A 19,097-nucleotide genomic window follows, 5' to 3' on the forward strand; every position below is an offset into this window, starting at 1 on the left:
GGAGAAGCATGCAGCAGACACACGAAAAGACCATTATCCAGAAACTGGATCTTGACGGATATATCCAACAATTCAAACTCTTCTTTGCACGTGATAAAAGCGTAGCAATGATGGGTGACATCAATCAGCATTTCCGTTACATTAAAGCGCTTTCCAATGTGCAGTTCCCCGCGCCGGGTCCGGTACCTAACCTTGACAGAGAATTGAACCTTCTGAAAAAACAGGCGGTACTTTCCCTGGATGAGATCCATGCATTTGTCACGATAATCTCTTATTTCAATACCCTCAAGAACGTTGCTTTTCCCGAACCCGTCGCCTCCTGGATACAGGGGATAGAGATTCATGAAGAGATCCTCGAAGTGCTGGACTATTTTACGCAAGAGGGAGATATCAACCCTGAACGAGACCCTGAACTCTACAAGCTTGAACGCGCCATCAAACAGAACAGAATAGACATCAAAGAAACACTCTACAAACTGGCACACTCCAGCAGACTCAGGGACTATCTGGTCGATACACAGGTGCATTTCAACGGCGGAGAGGAGACACTGCTGGTGCGCGGCGGTTTCAACAACGCCATCAAGGCGACCGTAGTGGCACGGAGTTCGGGAGGGTTTTTCTACATACTGCCCCAGAGCATCTCCCATCTCAAAGAGAAAGAGTCAGCACTTCTGAGCAGCAAAGAGGAGCTCATTTACCGCTACTGCAAATCAATCTCGGCCACGTTTTTCAAATGGGAGCGTTTTCTCGCCTATATCAACAAGGAGTATGACCGATTCGACCATTATCAGGCACGCGTAATGTTTGCCAGGGCCAAAGAGTACGAGTTCATACTGCCCGGCAGACAGAAACGTATCAAACTCCAGGACTTTGCCCATCCTGCCATTGAGGATCCGGTACCCGTCACCATTGACCTCAATAAACAGGTTATGCTGATTACGGGAGTGAATGCCGGCGGTAAAACGATGCTGCTCAAATCGATGCTCTCAGCAGTCTATATGAGCAAGTACCTGCTGCCTTTCAAATGCGACGCTTCCAAAACGGAAGTGGGGCACTACAAAAGCATCGGAGCAGTCATTGATGATCCGCAGTCCGTCAAAAATGACATTTCCACCTTTGCAGGGCGTATGCAGGAGTTTGCCAAACTCTTTGGTAAAGAAGATGCTATTGTAGGCGTGGATGAAATAGAACTGGGAACCGACTCCGACGAGGCGGCAAGCCTTTTCCGTGTCATGCTGGATGAATTACGAAAAAAAGGGATTACTTTTATCGTTACAACACACCATAAACGGCTGGCTTCTCTGATGGCCAGCGATGATGATGTCGAACTTATTGCTGCCTTGTACGATGAAGAACGCAGGATGCCGACCTATACGTTTCTGCAGGGCAGCATAGGAAAAAGCTATGCTTTTGAAACGGCACAGCGTTACGGTGTGCCTGTAGGCATTGTGAACCAGGCCAAGAAAGTTTACGGCGAGGACAAAGAGAACCTCAATGAACTCATAGAGCGTTCTACATCGCTGGAACGCGAAATGCGTCTGAAGATCGCCAAAGTCAACGAAGAACTCAAAGCGGTCGAAAAGCAGAAGCACAGGCTGGAAGAAGAAGAGGGCAAACTGAAAGAGGCTCACAGGAAAGCGATCGCCACTCTGGAGAACCGTTACAATGCCGCAACCAAAAAGGCAAGAGAAGCACTGAAAGCCAAAGAATCCACCGAGGGAAGAAGACTCCTGAACGTTGCCCATCAGCGTAAAGCATTCAAACAAAAAGAAATCGAGCGTACCAAAGAGGAACCGCTCAGAGAGGGAGACAAGGTCAAGTACCGTTCCCATAAAGGTGAACTTCTTTCCATACGGGGCAAGGATGCCACCATCATCGTGGACGGGCTGAAAATGCGTGTGCCGCTTTCGCAGCTCAAACGACGGGGAGATATTCCTTCTGTCAAAATAACATCCAAACCCAAAGAAGCAAAAGTCCATGTGGAAAAAAGCGGTGCGTCCGTGTCGGTAAAACTGCTTGGCATGTATGGTGATGAAGCCATCGATACGGTAGACAAATTTCTTTCAGATGCATTGGTGAACGGTTTGAATGAGGTACAGATCATTCATGGAACCGGCGGAGGCGTGCTGGCCAAATTGGTAACGGATTATTTGAAACAGCATCCCAAAATACAGAAATTCTACCGAATGCCCGGGAATCTCGGAATTACAGTGGTAGAGCTTTAAGGCGGATACAATAACCCTATTTTTAACTCCAAAAGGTATAATATAGCCAATTAAATATCCTTGAGGAGAAGTCGGTGAGTATTCAGGACGATGTAAAATATGTTAAAAGTGAACTGAGCGGTGATGAAAAAATATTGGAGAGCGCCTTTAAACTGGAGACACTCTATAAAAAATACAAGCTTCCCATCTGGGGTACTGCGGCCGTATTGATTTTTTTCTTTGTCGGTTCCGGTATCATGGACGGTATGCGCAACTCCAGACTTGCAGAGGCAAACAATGCTTTCTTGACACTCCAGAAAAAGCCTGGTGATACCGCAGCACTGGAAACACTCAAGTCAAAAAACCCGGCACTTTTTGAACTGTACAGTTTTTCAGAAGCCGTCAAGAAAAAAGATGTCGCTACGGTCAAAGTACTCACCGCAAGCAAAAATGAAGTCATTGCAGATTCCAGCAGGTATGTGGCGGCAAACTTTGAAAACAAAGAGGCAAACACTAAACTCTACAAAGAAATGGCTGAACTTGAAGGTGCATATCTTGCCATCAAAGCGGGTAATACAGAAAAAGCCAGAGAAAAACTTGAACTGATTGATGCCCGTTCGGCAGTTGCACCGCTTGCAACACTTCTGAAGCATGCCACACTAAAGGTAAAGTAATGAAAAGATTGTCACTTCCGCTATTGGCGGCAGCTGCATTGCTCTTTTCCGGCTGTAGTTCAAAACAGTATTTTGAACCGGCGCAAACGTATTCTGCTTCCTATGCCACGTCCACATACGGCAGCAAGATCGTTGACCTGAGCCGTGACGGTGCTACACTCCAGAACGGCCAGTATATCGGAAAAAAAGGTGTACAGCATATCAACCTTGGCGAGGGATACAGATTTTTAAGTGAAAGTTCTGCTTATGTTCTTGCCGGAAATGCAGAAGGAAAACTGAAAATCATCAATAAAAAGAGCGGTAAAACAATACGTACTGTCGATCTCGAAGTCCCTATTGTTTCTGCTTCCGTACATAACGGTATGATTGCCTATATCCTGAACAGCAATGCCTTTGGGATTTACAGTATCAAGGCCAACAAAAAAGTGATGGAAAACCGTTCCGAAGTTACCTATGCTATCGACACGAGAGCAGCGAGTCCCATGTTTATTGATTCACTGGTGGTCATGCCTATGCTCGATGGCAAACTGATTGTACTTGATTCGAACAATCCTGTGGATGCCAAAGTGATCTATCTGAGCAGTGACAAAGTTTTCAATAATGTGATCTTCCTTGACCGTATGGGAGACACCATGGTGGCGGCAACTCCGGAAAAGCTTATTACACTGGGGGTAGACGGACAGATGGAGTATCGTGCCGAAATCTCGGATGTGGCAGTATCGGGAAGTACGATTTATCTTTTCCAAAAAGACGGGGAGATTCTCAAGCTTAACAGAATGCTTGAAGTCCTGGCGCAAAAGAAATTCAAATATGCACATTATGCTGCATCCACCGCTTTTGGCGGAAAGGTATATGCACTTGACCAGCAGGGAGCGCTTATTGTGCTCTCTTCCGATCTGAAAAAACATAAGATCTACGACCTTGGCGAAGTGGAAACTCCTGTATTTATAGGTGGTCACAAGCTGTATAAAGACGGAAAGATCATTGATCTTTCCAAGCTGGGCTATTGACAAAAAAGTGAGCGATATACTCGTTGCGTTTGAAGAGTACATCGCTGTAACGCGGGCACTGGACAGCCTTACCGTCTCTTCCTACCTCAATGATCTGAAACAGCTTGAAGATTTTTCCCAAAAGCCGCTTCTCAAAATAGAGACTGCGGATGTCCTCTCCTTTCTCTCTACATTTGAAAACAAACGTACCCTCAATAGAAAACTTTCCTCTGTCAATACCTTTTTTCACTTCTGCCATGTACAGAAATTTACCCATGAAAAAATCAGGATTCCTATGGCAAAGCTGCCGCGGAATCTTCCAAAATATCTTTCTGCAGAAGAGATCATGGAGGGAGTGTCACTCATTGATAAAAGTACGGTAATGGGTCTGCGAGACTATGCGCTGATCCTTTTTCTCTATGCCAGCGGATGCCGCATCAGCGAAGCATTGGCTGTACAGAGGAGTGATATTCTCGAAGGGTGGCTTAAAATACGTTTTGCCAAAGGAGAGAAAGAACGTGTCGTACCGCTGGCCCCCCTTTCCATAGAGGCACTGGAAGCCTATCTTGCCGCACAAGATATGAGCAGCAGTGCTATTTGGCTCAATTACCGGGGTGAACAGCTCAGCCGTATTTCCGCCTATAAGATCGTTAAAAAGTACCTGGGGGTCTCCCCGCATGTTTTACGCCATTCGTTTGCTTCATCCCTCATTATAGGAGGGGCTGACCTGCGTGTGGTTCAGGAACTGCTTGGTCACAGTTCACTGGAAACAACGCAGATATACACACATATTCAGAAACAGAATCTTGCCGATACTATGCGAAGCTTTCATCCGCTTGCATAAAGTCGATCACTTCCCGGTACTGCATGATTAATGGATACCAAATCGACCCTTGGGTATGATAAAACTATGAAAGAGATCGTAGAGTATTTACAGCAAAAGAACATTATTTTCAAATCTTTGGAAGAGGTTGCCCCAAAAGAAGTGGGTTCAAGAAAAAAGGTTAGGCTTTATATCGGCGTGGATCTCAAAGGCTTTTATGCACTGGCAGTACTGCTTGAAAAAAAAAGCAGGGTCTTGAGAAAAGAGGCTGAAGTACTGATGGCTCTGCATGAAAAGCTGGAAGGTTTTATCGGCAGCAAGATCACCAAAAAGTATATCATTATCAAAGCGCCGCTCTGTTCCAAGGCTAAAACTCTGCTGGAAGAAAATGGCTGGAAGGTGATGCATGTTTGGCAATCGTGAACTGCTTCCTGCTTGTAACGCAGGAACCGAAACGGTCATAATGAACTGGAGCCTTGAAGGCTGGAAGCTTAAGGAAGAACAGTGAATAGCTTGTTAGCTGATATCGGAAATACCCATTTTCATATCTATGACGGTGGAAGTGTGGAACATTGGACGTATGATGAGGCCATAGACAAATATGCCGACAGACCATTGAAGTATATCTCCGTCAACGCAAAAATAGAAGAAAAAATCGGACAGATAGCACTATGGGAGAATATCTCCGCCCTGATCCGCATACCCAATGAATACGAAACAATGGGAGTGGACAGAAAAGCCTTCTGTCTGAGCCATGACAACGGAGTTTTTATTGATGCGGGCTCGGCGATCACCGTTGATGTGATGCAAAGGGGTATTTACCGGGGCGGTTATATTTTTCCCGGTATCAGAGCAATGCTGGAAAGCTATAAGCGTATATCGCCTGTACTGGATGTTCCGCTGGATAGACACATTGATGTTACCAGGCTTCCTCTTACAACCAAAGAGCAGATAAGCTATGGTATAATCGCGTCAATAAAAGCCCTTATAGATAGACACAGTAATGGACAGATGCTCTATTTTACCGGAGGAGACGGCAAATTTATGGCTGGCTTCTTTCGTCATGCTGTCTATGATGAGGCACTGGTGTTCAAGGGGATGGAACATGCCCTGGCCCAATTCAAAGATTAAAGATTAAAGTTGAAAATTAAAAATTTTTGGTTTTATAGTAAAGGTAAAATGAAATGTTGACCGTAGCACTTCCAAAAGGAAGAATTGCAGAGCAGACTTTGGAGATCTTTGCGGAGATCTTTGGCGGAGAGTTCACCTTCGAGGGGCGTGAACTCATTATGGAAAAAGAGGGATTTTGTTTTCTCAATGTACGCAACCAGGATGTACCGACCTATGTGGAACACGGTGCAGCGGATATTGGTGTGGTTGGTCTTGATGTCATTACCGAAAAAGAGCTTGACATCATACAGCTTCTTGATATGCAGTTGGGAAAATGCAAAGTGGCCATTGGTATCAAAAATGAAGATGAACTCGACTGGAGCCGTCCCAATATCAAAGTGGCCACCAAAATGGTCAACATCGCCAAAAATTATTTTGCACAGAAAGCGGTCGGCGTGGAAGTAGTCAAACTCTATGGTTCCATTGAACTTGCTCCGCTTGTCGGCCTGGCAGATGCCATTGTAGATATTGTCGAGACAGGCAATACTATGAGAGAGAACGGCTTGAAGGTGGCAGAAGACATTATGGACTCTTCCGCACATCTTATTGCGAACAAGAACAGTTTTTACAGCAAAAAAGAGGAAATACTCTCTTTGTATGAAAAGATCAAAACTGTCGTAGAAAGAAATGCCTAACACTTCGGATTCTCTTGACCTCTACGCCAAGGTAGAGGACCTTCTCGGCGTGAAGGAGGCTGCTCCAGGCCTCTATGCCCATTACCTGCTTTTTCTCAACACCATCACATGCGATTCACTGTTGGATGTAGGCTGTGGTTCCGGGGACTTCCTGCGGCAGATGCAGGGTGCTCTGGCCATTCCTGAAGTCAAAGGGATCGACCTCAGTCCGCTTATGATAGAGCGGACATCCGAACAGGGATTCGAGGCAGAATGTATCGACCTGTGTGAGATGCAAGGTACCTACGATGTGATCACCGCAGTTTTTGACATGCTGAACTATCTGGATAAAACACAGTTGAAACGATTCCTCGGCTGTGTCAGGGAGCATCTCAATGAGGGCGGATATTTTCTCTGCGATATCAATACGCTGTACGGCTTTGAAAATGTAGCTGTTGGCTCTTATATCGTAGATGATGACGAAAGATTTCTAACAGTGGACAGTGACTTTGAAGCGGGTGAATATATCTCGGAATTCACATTGTTTGAAAAAGAAGGTGAATGTTTTAAAAAATTGCAGGAGACGATCCGACAGTATTATCATACGGTGGATGAATTGCTTGCATTAAGTGGTTTGGAGCTGGTAAGTTCTGATGAGGTCAATCTCTATGAATTGGAAAATGCGGATAAAAATTTTATGGTATTAAGGAAAATGCAGGGTGCGTAAAGATGCACCCTGCTGCACGCAATCTATTTGAGAAGTTCAAACGGATTTTCTACAACATTCTTTCTATCTACGATATAAGGAATGAGTGCTGTCTGTCTTGCTCTTTTGATCGCTACGGTTACCATTTCCTGGTGACGTTTACAGTTACCTGTCAATCTTCTTGGCATGATCTTGAATCTTTCGCTCAAACTGAATTTAAGCGCATTCAAGTCTTTGTAGTCAATGAAATCGACTTTCTGCTCACAATATTTACAATATCTCTTTTTAAATTTTCTTCTTTCTGCCATGGGTGTTTCTCCTAAAACGGTATTTCATCTTCGTTGATGTCTATTTCCGGGATGTTCTGTACGGGTGTCTGCTGTTGCTGTTGCGGTGCAGCCTGGGGTGCGCTCTGAGAAGGTGCCGGCTGTGAGTAAGTGTTCTGCGCCTGAGGTGTGTTATATCCGCCCTGTGCCGCCATCTGCTCACTCTGGCCTTTTGTATCGAGCATCTGCAGGTTCTCTACTGTGACTGAATGCTTGCTTCTCTTTGTGCCGTCCTGTGCTGTCCACTGGTCAAGCTTTAACCTGCCATCCACTAAAACTTTGCTTCCCTTACGTAAATACTGGTTGGCAATTTCAGCAGTTCTGCCAAAGAAGGTCAGGTCTACAAAAAGTACTTCCTCTTTCTGCTCACCTGTCTGAGACTTGAATTTGCGTGAAGTGGCAATGGCCGTATTTCCGATGGCCGAACCACCCTGCGTATATCTTATCTCTACGTCTCTGGTAAGGTTTCCTGCTAAAATTATCTTGTTGTACATAAGGTTTCTCCTGTGGGTCGATTACGCTTCTGTTGTTTCTTCGGCTTTTGCTTCTGGAGCAGGTGCTTCCGCTTTTTTACCGGCAGCAGCAACAAGCTTGTCAAATTGAGCGATCTCTTTGTTTTTTACATATTTTACAGTGAGAAACTTAATGACCTCTTCGTTGATCTTCAGATTTCTTTCGATCTCTGCGATCGCATCGCCGTTCGCTTTGTAGAAAAGCACAGTATAGTACCCTCTGTCATTCTTCTGTACAGGATACGCAAGTCTTCTCATACCCATATCGTCAGTAGCAAGAAGTTCTGCTTCTACTTTTGCAAGCACATCTTTGATCTTCGCGATCTCGGCTGCTGTCTCTTCTTCTGTCAGTGTAGGCTTCACTACAAACAGTGTTTCATAACAATTCATGTTGTTCCTTTTGGTTTAATAGCCCATTAAAAACGCGGATATTTCCTAACCGTCCAAAAATGAGCAAGAATTTTGGAAGCGATATAATACAGTTTTTCAGCTTCGTTTTTGTTGAAACAGTGTACGTATATTTTTGGCGTAGGTTTGGCCATGCCAAACGTTCACAATATAATGAATGCTGAAGAAATATATTGCCTTTTATACCATATCAGGATTTAGCGTTTGGCACGGCCAAACCTACAGATACCCCTGTATCTTGATCAGCATACTGTAGAGTAGCACTTCTCTCTGTGTCGCAGGAGCCTGTTTCATCTCTATCTCGCTCTCGAGGAGATGTTCGAAGATCTTGAGCAGGGAGGCAGATTTGACACGCAGCGCGAGCTGGGCCTTCTGCTCTTCGATCGGCTTGGGGAGTTTGTGGCCGAGAATGGCTGCGGAATCGACATGGCCGTGCAGTTTGATGTAGGCATGAAAGAGGAAGATCTGATTGACGAAGAACTGTGTCGATCGCAACAGGTCGTTCTCATTTTCACCCAGATCAAGCAGTTTGGTGATGGTCGCGGTGATGGGCTTTTTGTTGAAAAGGTCTATGAGCAGCTGTTCCGTGGCAAGCGGTGCGGTGGAGTAGACCAGCCTGTCGATGTCCTTGCTGGTGATCGGAGTTTGGAGAATGGCAAGTTTGTCCAGTTCGTTGGTACAGAGGGCAATGTTGTTGTTGAGCAGAAGCATCAGATGCTGGAGTGCATAGTGGTCGATGTCAAGTCCGATATGCTGTGCTTTTTGCTGTAGTATGGCTACCCCTTCACGGATGTTTGCTTCGAAGAGGCGCACCCATGCACCGCCTTTCTTGTCAGTGAATGCCGACTGCATGCTTTTGGCCTCTTTGGCCGTGCCGTCGTAGAGGTAGAGGAAATAGTTGTCGTCATTTTTGTTGGCCAGCGCTACCAGTACATCCAGTTCTTTCTTGTGTATCTTCTTGTCATGTTTGACTATCACCAGGTTGGTACCGCCAAAGAGCGAGGTCTGCGAAAGGAAATTCTTGGCCTGCTCGAAGTTCCATTCGTCGTAATAGAGGTTCAGCGCACTCTCTTTGGCATCGAGTTTTGTTCGGTAGAGTTCGACATAATGGTCCATCATGTAGTCATTTTCCCCAAAGATCAGTACGGCTTTGGGAAGTCCCTGTTTCAGACGCTGATCGAATTCTCTTTGATACATTACAGCTCCATCTCCTCTTTACTCAGCTTGTTCACCAGTTCTGCCATGATGACGGCCTGCGGGATGTTCACTTCGGTGATCATGACGCGTATTTTGTCGAAGAGCATAATATTGTCACCTCTGAGGTGAACGGTGACGCCCTGGATCTCACCCTGAAGTACGGCTTTGGCACTCTCTCCGGCCTCGATGACTTCGGCTTCGAAGAAAGCGCCGATCTGTGTTTTGGCCCAGCGGGCGAATTTGCGGTCTCGGAAGTCCCATTCGGCTTTGGTTGCGTCACGCTCAAGCTCGCTGACTCTGACACAGAGCGGTTCTATGTTTCGCAGCAGGTATTCGGCTTCTTTCTCATTATGGGTGAGCTGTGTTTTGATGAGCCTGTGTAAAATAAGGTCGGGATACCGGCGGATGGGAGAAGTAAAGTGGCTGTAGTGGCTGAATCCCAAACCGAAATGTCCGACATTATGCGCCGAATAGCTGGCCTGTCTGAGTGATTTAATAATGAGTGCATCGACTTCTGCGGACAGTCCCATTTTTTCTGCTTCTTTCTGTATGGCACGGATAAGCGAAGGGGCATCTTCATACGACTCGACATACAGGCCTATGGCTGAAAGTTCGGTGAGCAGGGCTTCCATTTTGCTCAGCTGCGGTGGTTCATGAATACGGAAAATACTGTCTCCGTCTCCCTCAAAACGTTTGGCTGCCGCCTGGTTGGCAAGCAGCATACATTCTTCTATGAGTGAATGTGACGGCGTACCGGTCTCTACCTGTGTACTGGTGAGAAGATGTGCTTCGTTGATGGTCAGTTTGATCTCTTCGCTTCTGAAATCAAAACCGTGTTTAAGCCGTTCCTTTCTCAGCCTTACCGTGATTTTCTGTAGTGGGAGCAGCCATTTCAGGATATGTTCGATGACGGGGTCGCTTCCTGTATATCCGTTGTCAAGAATACGGTCAATGGTTTCATAGTTGAAACGGTGCTTGGAGTGGATGATCGCTTCGAAAAATTCTTCTTTGAGCGGTTTGAGTGATTTTTTGTCCAGCGTGATCTTTGCAACAAATGCCAATCTGTCCACTTTGGGTTTGAGCGAACAAATGTTTTCGCTCAGCTCACGCGGAAGCATGGGGAATGATTTGTGCGGCAGGTAGGTCGTAAAGCCCCGCTTCTTCGCTTCCTTGTCTATCTCGGTGAAGTAGGGGACATAGTGGCTGACATCGGCAATGGCTATGTAGAGTGTGTACCCGGGAATATCGAAATAAACGGCATCGTCAAAATCTTTGGCTGTAACCGGATCGATGGTACAGAAATCGAGATGGGTAAGGTCAATACGGTCTCCATGCTCTTCTCTGCTTACCTCGGATTCGATCTTCAGCGCCTCCTGGGTACACTCCGGCGGAAATTCGTCATGCCGGTTATAGAGTGCAAGCGAGATCTTTTCATCCACTCTGGGATCGTCAAGGTGTCCAAAGACGGCGAGTACTTTGTCATCTTCGACATCAACCTTCATGACAGTCCCCAGTTTAAAGGCTTTGAGATCCATTCCTTTCATCACAGCATGGGTAGGTTCTCCGGTCTTGATGTCGAGTATCATAAAATTGCCCATCTCGTCGCGGTGTGTATAGGCGATGGTGAAAAGATGTGCCTTGGTGATGATCAAGACTACTTTTCCGCTGGCGCGTCCGCGTCTTGCAATAATGCGTTTAACGACGACCGTATCGCCGTTCTTTGCCTCTCCTAGATGGTCGGGTTCTACCAGCAGGTCTTTTTGTTCTTTGAACTGCGATTCGACATAGCCTCTTCCGTCTTTGCCGATGTAGAGTTGTCCCGCACGGTAGAGAGATCCCAGTTTCCACAGACCGTTAACCTCTTCAAGTACCCCAATGCGCTGCAATTCCTCAAAAGTATTTTTGTCCTCAAGTTCGATATCTGAAGATAGACATCCGTTGGTGAGTTGTACGGCGAAAGCACTCATAGGCGAAAGCCTTTGGCATTTAGCAGTGGGTATAAATATTTTCTCATGGGCTGATTATAGCCTATTAGTGTTTTAATGCTTCTAATCTCTCAATTCTCGCTTCGGTCGTCGGGTGGGTAGAGAAGAGCTGTCTGAGTGACATATCTTTGCCTGTAAAAGGATTGATGATGAACATATGTGCCGTTTGGGGGTCTGCTTCAGGCAGGCTAATACCTTTTGCATAATTGTCCAGTTTTGCCAAAGCACTTTGCAGCCACTCCGGGTGGCCTGTCATACGGGCAGATCCTTCATCGGCTTTGAACTCGCGACTGCGGCTGACCGTCATTTGAATGACAGAGGCTGCCAGTGGCATGATGATCATCAAAGCGATCATGACAATGGGGTTGGGGCGGTCCCTGTCCCCTCCGCCAAAGAACATGCCGAACTGTGCAAGCATTGCAATGGCTCCGGCAATGGTTGCGGCAACCGTACCAATAAGCATATCGTAGTGTTTTACATGACTGAGTTCATGCGCGATCACCGCTTCTACTTCCTCGTCGCTCATAAGCTGAAGCAATCCTTCTGTTACTGCAACAGCGGCATGCTCATAGTCTCTGCCTGTAGCAAAGGCATTGGGCTGTTGTTCGGGTATGATGTAAAGTGCGGGCATGGGCAGCCCCGCACGCTGTGTCAACTTCTCTACGATCCGGTAAAGGCCGCTTGCATGGGCCCTGTCCACAGGCTGGGCATTGTAGTGTTTCAACACTGCCTGGTCACTGTAGTAATAGGCATAAAAGTTCATTCCTGCTGCGGCGACCAGTGCAATGATCATCCCGCTCTGTCCGGCGATCATTCCGCCGAACCAGATAAAAAGCAATGTCAATCCGGTCATCAGGGCATAGGTCTTTAACTGTTCCATACTCTCTATCCTTAAATTTGTATCTTTTATATAATAGTAACATAGTGTAAATCGAAAGTAAATATCAGCATATGCATGAATAAAATGTTATAGTTCAGTACAAAAAATAAACAGCTTATGTCACAGTGAATCTCCTCACACAAATCATAAGTAATCCGACAAAGAAAAGAGCATAAAAAATATTTTGATCATTACAGCTCATCCCAAAGAGGAGAGCTTTTCGTTTGCGATGGCAAATGCCTATAGAGAAAATGCCCAGAGCAAAGACAGCAGTGTAGAGATGCCGGATATGCAACTATGCTATAATTATCCGATAAAGGAAAGATCCGTCTCATGAAAAAAATGATTTTAGTTTTGTATCTGTTCTGCCTTACCATCCTGCATGCCGAATATCATGCACATATCTCGAAAATCACTCCGCAGGTCAAACAGCGTATGCTGAAGGGGAACTCCTGGAGAAAAGGCTGCCCTGTACACCTGAACGATCTGCGCTACCTTCGTATGACCTACCGCGATTTCAGCGGCAGGGAGAGGCAGGGGGAGATGGTCGTGAACAAAGCGGTCGCTTCCGAAGTCACGCAGATCTTCGAAGCGCTGTACGATAGGGGCTACCCCATCCGCCAGATGAGGTTGGTGAGCGACTATAACGGCAATGACTGGCAGTCCATCGAAGCGGACAACACTTCGGCGTTCAACTGCCGCAAAGCTACCGGTTCGAAGCACTGGTCCAAACACTCCTACGGCAGAGCGATCGACCTGAACTCCATAGAGAACCCGTACATTTCCCGTTCGGGACGGATCGCGCATAAAGAATCACTCCAGTACAGTAAGCGGGTACACAGGAACCATACTGCTGCAGACAAAGCCGTTCTCCTGCGAAACGACAAAGCGGTGAAGATATTTAAAAAGCATGGCTGGAAATGGGGCGGTGACTGGAACGGTGTGAAGGACTATCAGCACTTTTCAAAATAACATTCAGGAGAGAAGATGAAAAAAAGAACCAAGATCGTAGCGACCATCGGGCCGGCGTCAGATTCGTATGAGAAGATCAAAGCATTGATGTATGCGGGGGTCAACCTCTTCCGGCTGAATTTTTCGCACGGGACACATGCGTATCATACCGAAGTACTGAGCCGCATCCGGAAGGCGATCAAAGAAACAGGACTGATCACCGGCATTTTGCAGGATATCAGCGGTCCGAAGATCAGGGTAGGGATGCTGGAAGAGGATTTTATGCTCAAGAGCGGTGACATACTTGAGTTTGTCAAAGAAGAGATCGTAGGACATAAAGTCAAAGAAGGGCTCTACCGTCTTTGCATCAATGAACCGGATATTCTGGACCAGCTGAAGGTAGGAGAATCCATCTATCTGTATGACGGGATCATACGTGCCGTAGTAAAAGAAAAAAGTACAGACGGTGTGAAAGTGGAGATAGAGAATAACGGAATGCTCTCTTCCAGAAAGGGGGTTAATTTCCCCCATACCCATTTGGGTATTAGTGTTCTTACGGAAAAAGATAAAAAAGATATCCTCTGGGGGATCGAGCATGAAGTGGATTTTATGGCGATCTCTTTTGTCCAGCATCAAAAAGATATGACTGCGGCACGGGAGGTGATCACTTCCAATGGCGGAAGTGTACAGATGCTGGCCAAGATAGAAAAATTTGATGCCATTGAGAACATCGATGCTATTCTTGAAGCAAGTGACGGGATCATGGTCGCGAGGGGAGACCTTGGGATCGAAATTCCCTACTATGATGTGCCCCTGATCCAGAAAATGCTCATCAAACGGGCGAACAATATGAGCAAACCGGTGATCGTAGCGACACAGATGCTGCTCTCCATGACGACTAAAGAGACCGCCTCTCGTGCGGAGATCAGTGACGTGGCCAATGCAGTACTTGACGGTGCGGATGCTGTGATGCTTTCCGAAGAGAGTGCTATAGGACATTATCCCCTGCTGGCGGTAAAAACGATGGTGCAGACCATACAGGCGGCAGAGAAATATTATCCCTATCAGAAATTCTCCCACTTTGATATGCATGACAGGGGAGACAAGATAGACGAAGCCGCGGTACGGATGTCGGAAAGCCTGAACTGTGCCGGGATCATCGCGATGACTTCGTCAGGAGGTACAGCCAAAAAAGCGGCTCGCTACAGACCAAGCCAGCCGATCTATGCAGTAACACACGACAAACGGATCGCTCAGTCTCTGACGCTTGTGTGGGGTGTAGTACCGGCATTCTTTGTGGCCAAGAGTGATTTGCGCAGTATGATAGTCGAAGTGATGGATCAGGGATTGCAAAGAGGTATACTGGATCTGGACAATACATATATCCTTATCACGGGTGACCCTGTAGGCGTACCGGGATCGACCAACCTCATTCGTGTGGTGACTCGCTATGAAATGGAATTTTTTGCTTCCCTTGCAAAGCAGAAAAAGGAGTGGGTGGATTAGAAATCCCCCTGATCCACTTTTCAGCTCCTCTTACTTTTTAAACACATTCCCCAGCATGCCTTTGATGGCACCCTGAAGATCGGCAGGGTAGATGACGAATTTGGAGTTCTGAGATTTTGAGATCTGCTCGAGCGACGTGATGTACCGATCTCCCAGAAGGAACATGGCCGGCAGTTCCTTGTCTTTGATATTGTCGGAGATCAGGCGGATCGCTTCGGCGGAGGCGTTGGCAAGTGCGACCTGTGCTTCCGCTTCTCTTTTGGCGGCTTCAAGTTTTCCCTCCGCTTCGAGGATGGCGGCATTCTTGTTTCCTTCCGCCGTAGTTTCTATGGCGCGTCTTTCTCTCTCTGCCGCTGCCTGTCTCTCCATAGAGTCCTGCATGGAGGCTGAAGGTGAGATATCCTGTATCTCCACCGATTTGACGGTCACGCCCCAGTCGGCGACATCATCGATGATCTGGTCTTTGAGTTTGGTCTTGATATGTTCACGGTTCGAGAGCGCTTCATCGAGCGTCATTTCTCCGAGGATGGAACGCAGTGTGGTCATGACGAGCTGCTGGATGGCCAGATAGAAATCTTCCACGCCGTAAATGGCATCCTGAGGACGGGTGACACGTATGAAAGTAACCGCATTGGTGAGAATGACGGCATTGTCTTTGGTAATAACCTCCTGCTGAGGAATGTCAAGAATGATATCTCTGGTCGAAACCTTTTTTCTTACGGCATCGAGGTAGGGGATGATGATATTGAGCCCCGGCTTGAGTGTACGGCTGAACTTACCCAGTCTTTCGACGACCCACTCTTCGCCCTGGGGGACGATATTGATTCCCTTGTAGATCGTGATGATGACCCCGGCGGCCAGCAACAGCATGATTATCAGTGTTTCTTGCATATTCTTTTCCTTTTAAATGTGAGTTATGAATTTGAAACGGGTGCCACTTTGATAAGCTGTCCGTTCACTGCTTCTATCTTTACCCGTTCGCCCGTTTCCAGTGTCTGGTTTGCGGAGGCATGCCAGACAGTATTGCCCAGGACAGGCGTGTCGAACCGTACTTTGCCCCTTCCGTGCTGTTCTATTTTTTTTGTCACGGTACCCAGCGTATCAAGTCCCTGGTCAGACTGGCCCGAGCTCGATACGGTAGGCTGCTTTTTAAAATATTTGAACAAAAAAGCGATGATGGCGACTGAGAGTAAGAGCCAGAGTGAAACCTGTACCAGAAAGTTCATGCCGAACAGGAGTTCGAGCAGGCCGACGATGACCGCAGCCACACCGAAGCCAAGCGTGATGAACGTACCCGTTCCCATCTCAATGATGATAAAAAGTATCCCGAGGATGATCCAGTGCCACCATGCGATATATTGTGTTAAAAACTCGATCAAATAATCTCCTTGAATCAGTATTAAGAAAAATTATAGCATAAAATATTCTTAGGCTAATTACAATACGAAAGTATAGACAATAAGTATTATTTGGGTATAATCGCGGAAATTTTACTCTATCAAGGATAATTATGTCAACTTTAAACGTATATTATGACAAAGACTGTGATATCAATATCATCAAATCAAAAACCGTAGCCATGATCGGTTTCGGATCTCAGGGACATGCGCATGCAGAGAACCTCAGAGATTCCGGCGTCAATGTGGTGATCGGTCTTAGAAAAGAGGGCTCTTCCTGGAAAAAAGCGGAAGCAAAAGGTTTTGAAGTATTGACTGTTGCCGAAGCAACTGCCAAAGCAGATGTTGTTATGATCCTTCTTCCGGATGAGAATCAGGCTGAAATTTATGACAACGAGATCGCTCCAAACCTGAAAGAAGGTGCAACGATCGCGTTTGGTCACGGATTTAACATTCATTATGGAAGGATCAACCCAAGAAAAGATATCAACGTTACCATGATCGCGCCAAAAGCACCAGGTCATACTGTGCGAAGCGAGTTTGTAAGAGGCGGCGGTATTCCGGACCTTATCGCTGTTGGTCAGAACCCAAGCGGTACGACCAAAGAATTGGCTCTCTCTTATGCTTCAGCGATCGGCGGCGGTAGAACAGCAATCATCGAAACAACATTTAAAGATGAAACTGAAACAGATCTCTTTGGAGAGCAAGCTGTACTTTGTGGCGGTGTATCTTCACTTGTTCAAGCCGGTTTTGAAACATTGACTGAAGCCGGTTATGCTCCAGAGATGGCATATTTTGAATGTCTTCATGAGCTTAAACTTATCGTTGACCTGATGTTTGAGGGCGGGATCGCAGATATGAGATACTCTATCTCCAATACGGCTGAGTATGGTGACTATGTTTCCGGTAAACGTGTTATCAATGAGGAATCAAAAGCTGCGATGAAAGAGATCCTTAAAGAGATCCAGGACGGTAGATTTGCAAAAGACTTTATTCTTGAAGGTCAGGCAGGATATCCCCGTATGAATGCAGAGCGTAAAAATGACCAGGAGCTTCTTATCACCAAAACAGGTAACAAGCTCCGTGAAATGATGCCTTGGATCAGTGCCAACAAAATCGTTAATCAAGACGAGAATTAATCTTTTCGTCGATTTGCATCCATCTTTGAATGATGGGTGCGGTCAGCTACAGATTGCAGCCTCCCTTACCCAAACATTCAAACCTGAATACAACTCAATAAAAATCCTAATTCTCTTCATTGATTAAAATCGCCAAAAATAATTTACAGTTTTTACTCTTATTAGTGTTCGGTTAAACTACTTGTTTTATAATTCTTCCATAAGAGCATCAGAAGGAACCAGATTTATTCTCCCCTGATAAAATTTCGGTCTCCCTTTTTCATAAGATTTTTTTCCTCCTCCTTTTAAAACTTCTTGATGCTCTTTATCCTTCATCAAATTATCCTTTTATTAGTGTTCGGTTAAACTACTTGTTTTATAATGCTTTCATAAGAGCATCAGAAGGAACCAGATTTATTCTCCCCTGATAAAATTTCGGTCTCCCTTTTTCATAAGATTTTTTTCCTCCTCCTTTTAAAACTTCTTGGTGCTCTTTATCCTCCATCAAATTAACACTTACTCTGCTATAATGGCCAAAATAAATACTATGTGGATTTTATGGCACCCCGATCAAACAAGAACAGTAAAACTTCATCAACAAAAAAACAGTCAACTGCGAAAAAAGCAGCAGCCAAAAAACAGGCAGCCAAAAAATATGTGAGTACAAAACGGACGGTCAGAAAAAAACAAAAGACCGGAAGTACAAAAAAAGGTTTTGTATGGCTTTTTTTACTTTTTGCGATGGTCTCTCTTGTAGCATTTGGCTATTATCTCGGTCAGCAGAGCAAAGCATCTTCTTCGGTAAAAAACAGTAGAACCGTTTTAGCTGAAAAAACGGAACACCACAAATATACAGCCAGTGTTTTTTCCAAACTAAAGACAAAACGGCCTGACGGGGAACATCGATATTCCTCTGTCAAAAAAGACCATAAAGCCATAAATGCCAAAGCAGAAGCTGCTTTGGCATATCGTAGTAAAAAACCGAAACTTGTGATCATCATCGATGATGTTTCAAATGCAAGACAGCTTAAGCAGATCAGAGCACTCGGTATGCCGGTAACACCCTCCATTTTCCCCCCGTCACACCTTTCCATGAGCAGCCACAAACTTGCCAGAGGGCTAAAACACTATATGATACATTTGCCTATGGAGTCGGGAAGCAGACAGTTCAACAAACAGTACAAAACACTCAAAACCTCCTTTTCTGCAGCCCGAATGGAAGCAAGGATTAAAGAGATGAGAAAACTGTTTCCTACGGCACATTATATCAATAACCACACCGGATCGGTCTTTACCGGAAACTATAGGGCAATGTATATACTGTACGGCCTTATGAAAAAAGAGGGGTTTAGATTTATTGACAGCCGGACGACAGCTTCTACCAAGGTTAAAAAGATAGCACACCAGTATGGGGATGCCTATATTGCAAGAGATGTTTTTATTGACAATATACAGAATATACCCTCTATACACAAACAGTTGAGAAAAGCAGTGAAGATTGCCAAACAAAAAGGGTATGCTGTTGCTATTGGGCATCCGCATAAAACGACTATGCAGGCACTGGCTTCTGCAAAAAACATATTGAAGGATGTTGATCTGGTTTACATTGACCAGATATATCAACCATAATGACCCTG

At 45.7% G+C, this 19,097-nt stretch carries 21 protein-coding genes; 12 read left to right on the plus strand and 9 right to left on the minus strand.

All coding sequences use genetic code 11. The annotated features are described in order from the left end of the window. The first annotated feature begins 8 nt into the window (after positions 1–8). The 8 genes from F8L24_RS09640 to F8L24_RS09675 all read left to right on the plus strand — a co-directional run bounded on the left by F8L24_RS09640 (position 9) and on the right by F8L24_RS09675 (position 7,201). Positions 9–2,225, plus strand: coding sequence for an endonuclease MutS2 (locus F8L24_RS09640; RefSeq protein WP_294955088.1), 2,217 nt, complete (start codon positions 9–11; stop codon positions 2,223–2,225). Between the two features lie 74 nt (positions 2,226–2,299). Then, positions 2,300–2,878: a hypothetical protein gene (locus tag F8L24_RS09645; RefSeq protein ID WP_294955091.1), complete on the plus strand. Its 579-nt coding sequence runs from the start codon at positions 2,300–2,302 to the stop codon at positions 2,876–2,878. Then, positions 2,878–3,888: a hypothetical protein gene (locus F8L24_RS09650; protein ID WP_294955093.1), complete on the plus strand. Its 1,011-nt coding sequence runs from the start codon at positions 2,878–2,880 to the stop codon at positions 3,886–3,888. The genes F8L24_RS09645 and F8L24_RS09650 overlap by 1 nt, the downstream gene beginning before the upstream one ends. A gap of 7 nt (positions 3,889–3,895) precedes the next feature. Then, positions 3,896–4,711, plus strand: a complete 816-nt coding sequence (locus tag F8L24_RS09655) for a tyrosine-type recombinase/integrase (protein WP_294955253.1) — start codon at positions 3,896–3,898, stop codon at positions 4,709–4,711. A 30-nt stretch (positions 4,712–4,741) separates the two neighbouring features. After that, positions 4,742–5,113, plus strand: a complete 372-nt coding sequence (locus F8L24_RS09660; protein WP_294955095.1) for a hypothetical protein — start codon at positions 4,742–4,744, stop codon at positions 5,111–5,113. An 81-nt stretch (positions 5,114–5,194) separates the two neighbouring features. Beyond that, complete coding sequence (locus F8L24_RS09665; protein ID WP_294955097.1) at positions 5,195–5,821, plus strand: type III pantothenate kinase; 627 nt, start codon at positions 5,195–5,197, stop codon at positions 5,819–5,821. A 53-nt stretch (positions 5,822–5,874) separates the two neighbouring features. Next, positions 5,875–6,495, plus strand: a complete 621-nt coding sequence (gene hisG, locus F8L24_RS09670; protein WP_294955099.1) for an ATP phosphoribosyltransferase — start codon at positions 5,875–5,877, stop codon at positions 6,493–6,495. Continuing rightward, complete coding sequence (locus F8L24_RS09675) at positions 6,488–7,201, plus strand: class I SAM-dependent methyltransferase (RefSeq protein ID WP_294955101.1); 714 nt, start codon at positions 6,488–6,490, stop codon at positions 7,199–7,201. Before hisG ends, F8L24_RS09675 begins: the two co-directional genes overlap by 8 nt. A gap of 23 nt (positions 7,202–7,224) precedes the next feature. Here the strand turns inward: F8L24_RS09675 and rpsR are convergent, their stop codons facing one another. From rpsR to htpX, 6 genes are all read right to left on the minus strand, one after another. Continuing rightward, entirely contained in the window at positions 7,225–7,488 is a 264-nt protein-coding gene (gene rpsR, locus F8L24_RS09680; RefSeq protein WP_294955103.1) for a 30S ribosomal protein S18, read from the minus strand. Positions 7,489–7,499: 11 nt separating this feature from the next. Then, positions 7,500–8,000 carry a single-stranded DNA-binding protein gene (locus tag F8L24_RS09685; RefSeq protein ID WP_294955105.1) on the minus strand — a complete coding sequence of 167 codons (501 nt, stop codon included), beginning with the start codon at positions 7,998–8,000 and terminating at the stop codon, positions 7,500–7,502. A gap of 21 nt (positions 8,001–8,021) precedes the next feature. Next, the gene (gene rpsF, locus F8L24_RS09690; RefSeq protein WP_294955107.1) at positions 8,022–8,408 is read right to left on the minus strand and encodes a 30S ribosomal protein S6; all 387 of its coding nucleotides are present in this window, start codon (positions 8,406–8,408) and stop codon (positions 8,022–8,024) included. Between the two features lie 237 nt (positions 8,409–8,645). Beyond that, complete coding sequence (gene holA, locus F8L24_RS09695) at positions 8,646–9,623, minus strand: DNA polymerase III subunit delta (RefSeq protein ID WP_294955109.1); 978 nt, start codon at positions 9,621–9,623, stop codon at positions 8,646–8,648. Continuing rightward, positions 9,623–11,590 carry a ribonuclease R family protein gene (locus F8L24_RS09700; protein ID WP_294955111.1) on the minus strand — a complete coding sequence of 656 codons (1,968 nt, stop codon included), beginning with the start codon at positions 11,588–11,590 and terminating at the stop codon, positions 9,623–9,625. The genes holA and F8L24_RS09700 overlap by 1 nt, the downstream gene beginning before the upstream one ends. Positions 11,591–11,654: 64 nt before the next feature. After that, positions 11,655–12,488: a zinc metalloprotease HtpX gene (htpX, locus tag F8L24_RS09705; protein WP_294955113.1), complete on the minus strand. Its 834-nt coding sequence runs from the start codon at positions 12,486–12,488 to the stop codon at positions 11,655–11,657. 333 nt (positions 12,489–12,821) lie between these two features. On the opposite strand from htpX, the gene F8L24_RS09710 reads away from it, so the two are divergent. Next, positions 12,822–13,460, plus strand: coding sequence for a M15 family metallopeptidase (locus tag F8L24_RS09710; RefSeq protein ID WP_294955115.1), 639 nt, complete (start codon positions 12,822–12,824; stop codon positions 13,458–13,460). A 15-nt stretch (positions 13,461–13,475) separates the two neighbouring features. Then, positions 13,476–14,945 carry a pyruvate kinase gene (gene pyk, locus F8L24_RS09715; RefSeq protein ID WP_294955117.1) on the plus strand — a complete coding sequence of 490 codons (1,470 nt, stop codon included), beginning with the start codon at positions 13,476–13,478 and terminating at the stop codon, positions 14,943–14,945. A gap of 30 nt (positions 14,946–14,975) precedes the next feature. Here the strand turns inward: pyk and F8L24_RS09720 are convergent, their stop codons facing one another. Both F8L24_RS09720 and F8L24_RS09725 read right to left on the minus strand, forming a co-directional pair. Continuing rightward, a complete protein-coding gene (locus F8L24_RS09720) occupies positions 14,976–15,836 on the minus strand; it encodes an SPFH domain-containing protein (protein WP_294955119.1) in 861 nt (286 codons plus the stop codon). 23 nt (positions 15,837–15,859) lie between these two features. Continuing rightward, entirely contained in the window at positions 15,860–16,324 is a 465-nt protein-coding gene (locus F8L24_RS09725) for an NfeD family protein (protein ID WP_294955121.1), read from the minus strand. A 131-nt stretch (positions 16,325–16,455) separates the two neighbouring features. Here F8L24_RS09725 and ilvC point away from each other — a divergent pair, with 131 nt between their 5' ends. Continuing rightward, positions 16,456–17,481 (plus strand): ketol-acid reductoisomerase, encoded by a 1,026-nt coding sequence (gene ilvC, locus F8L24_RS09730; RefSeq protein WP_294955123.1) that lies wholly within the window; start codon positions 16,456–16,458, stop codon positions 17,479–17,481. Between the two features lie 186 nt (positions 17,482–17,667). Here ilvC and F8L24_RS09735 read toward each other — a convergent pair whose 3' ends face one another. After that, positions 17,668–17,796, minus strand: a complete 129-nt coding sequence (locus F8L24_RS09735; protein ID WP_294955125.1) for a hypothetical protein — start codon at positions 17,794–17,796, stop codon at positions 17,668–17,670. 222 nt (positions 17,797–18,018) lie between these two features. Here F8L24_RS09735 and F8L24_RS09740 point away from each other — a divergent pair, with 222 nt between their 5' ends. Further along, the gene (locus F8L24_RS09740; RefSeq protein ID WP_294955128.1) at positions 18,019–19,089 is read left to right on the plus strand and encodes a divergent polysaccharide deacetylase family protein; all 1,071 of its coding nucleotides are present in this window, start codon (positions 18,019–18,021) and stop codon (positions 19,087–19,089) included. The last annotated feature ends 8 nt before the right edge of the window (positions 19,090–19,097 follow it).

The organism is Sulfurovum sp. (assembly GCF_015493435.1).
Classification (GTDB): domain Bacteria; phylum Campylobacterota; class Campylobacteria; order Campylobacterales; family Sulfurovaceae; genus Sulfurovum.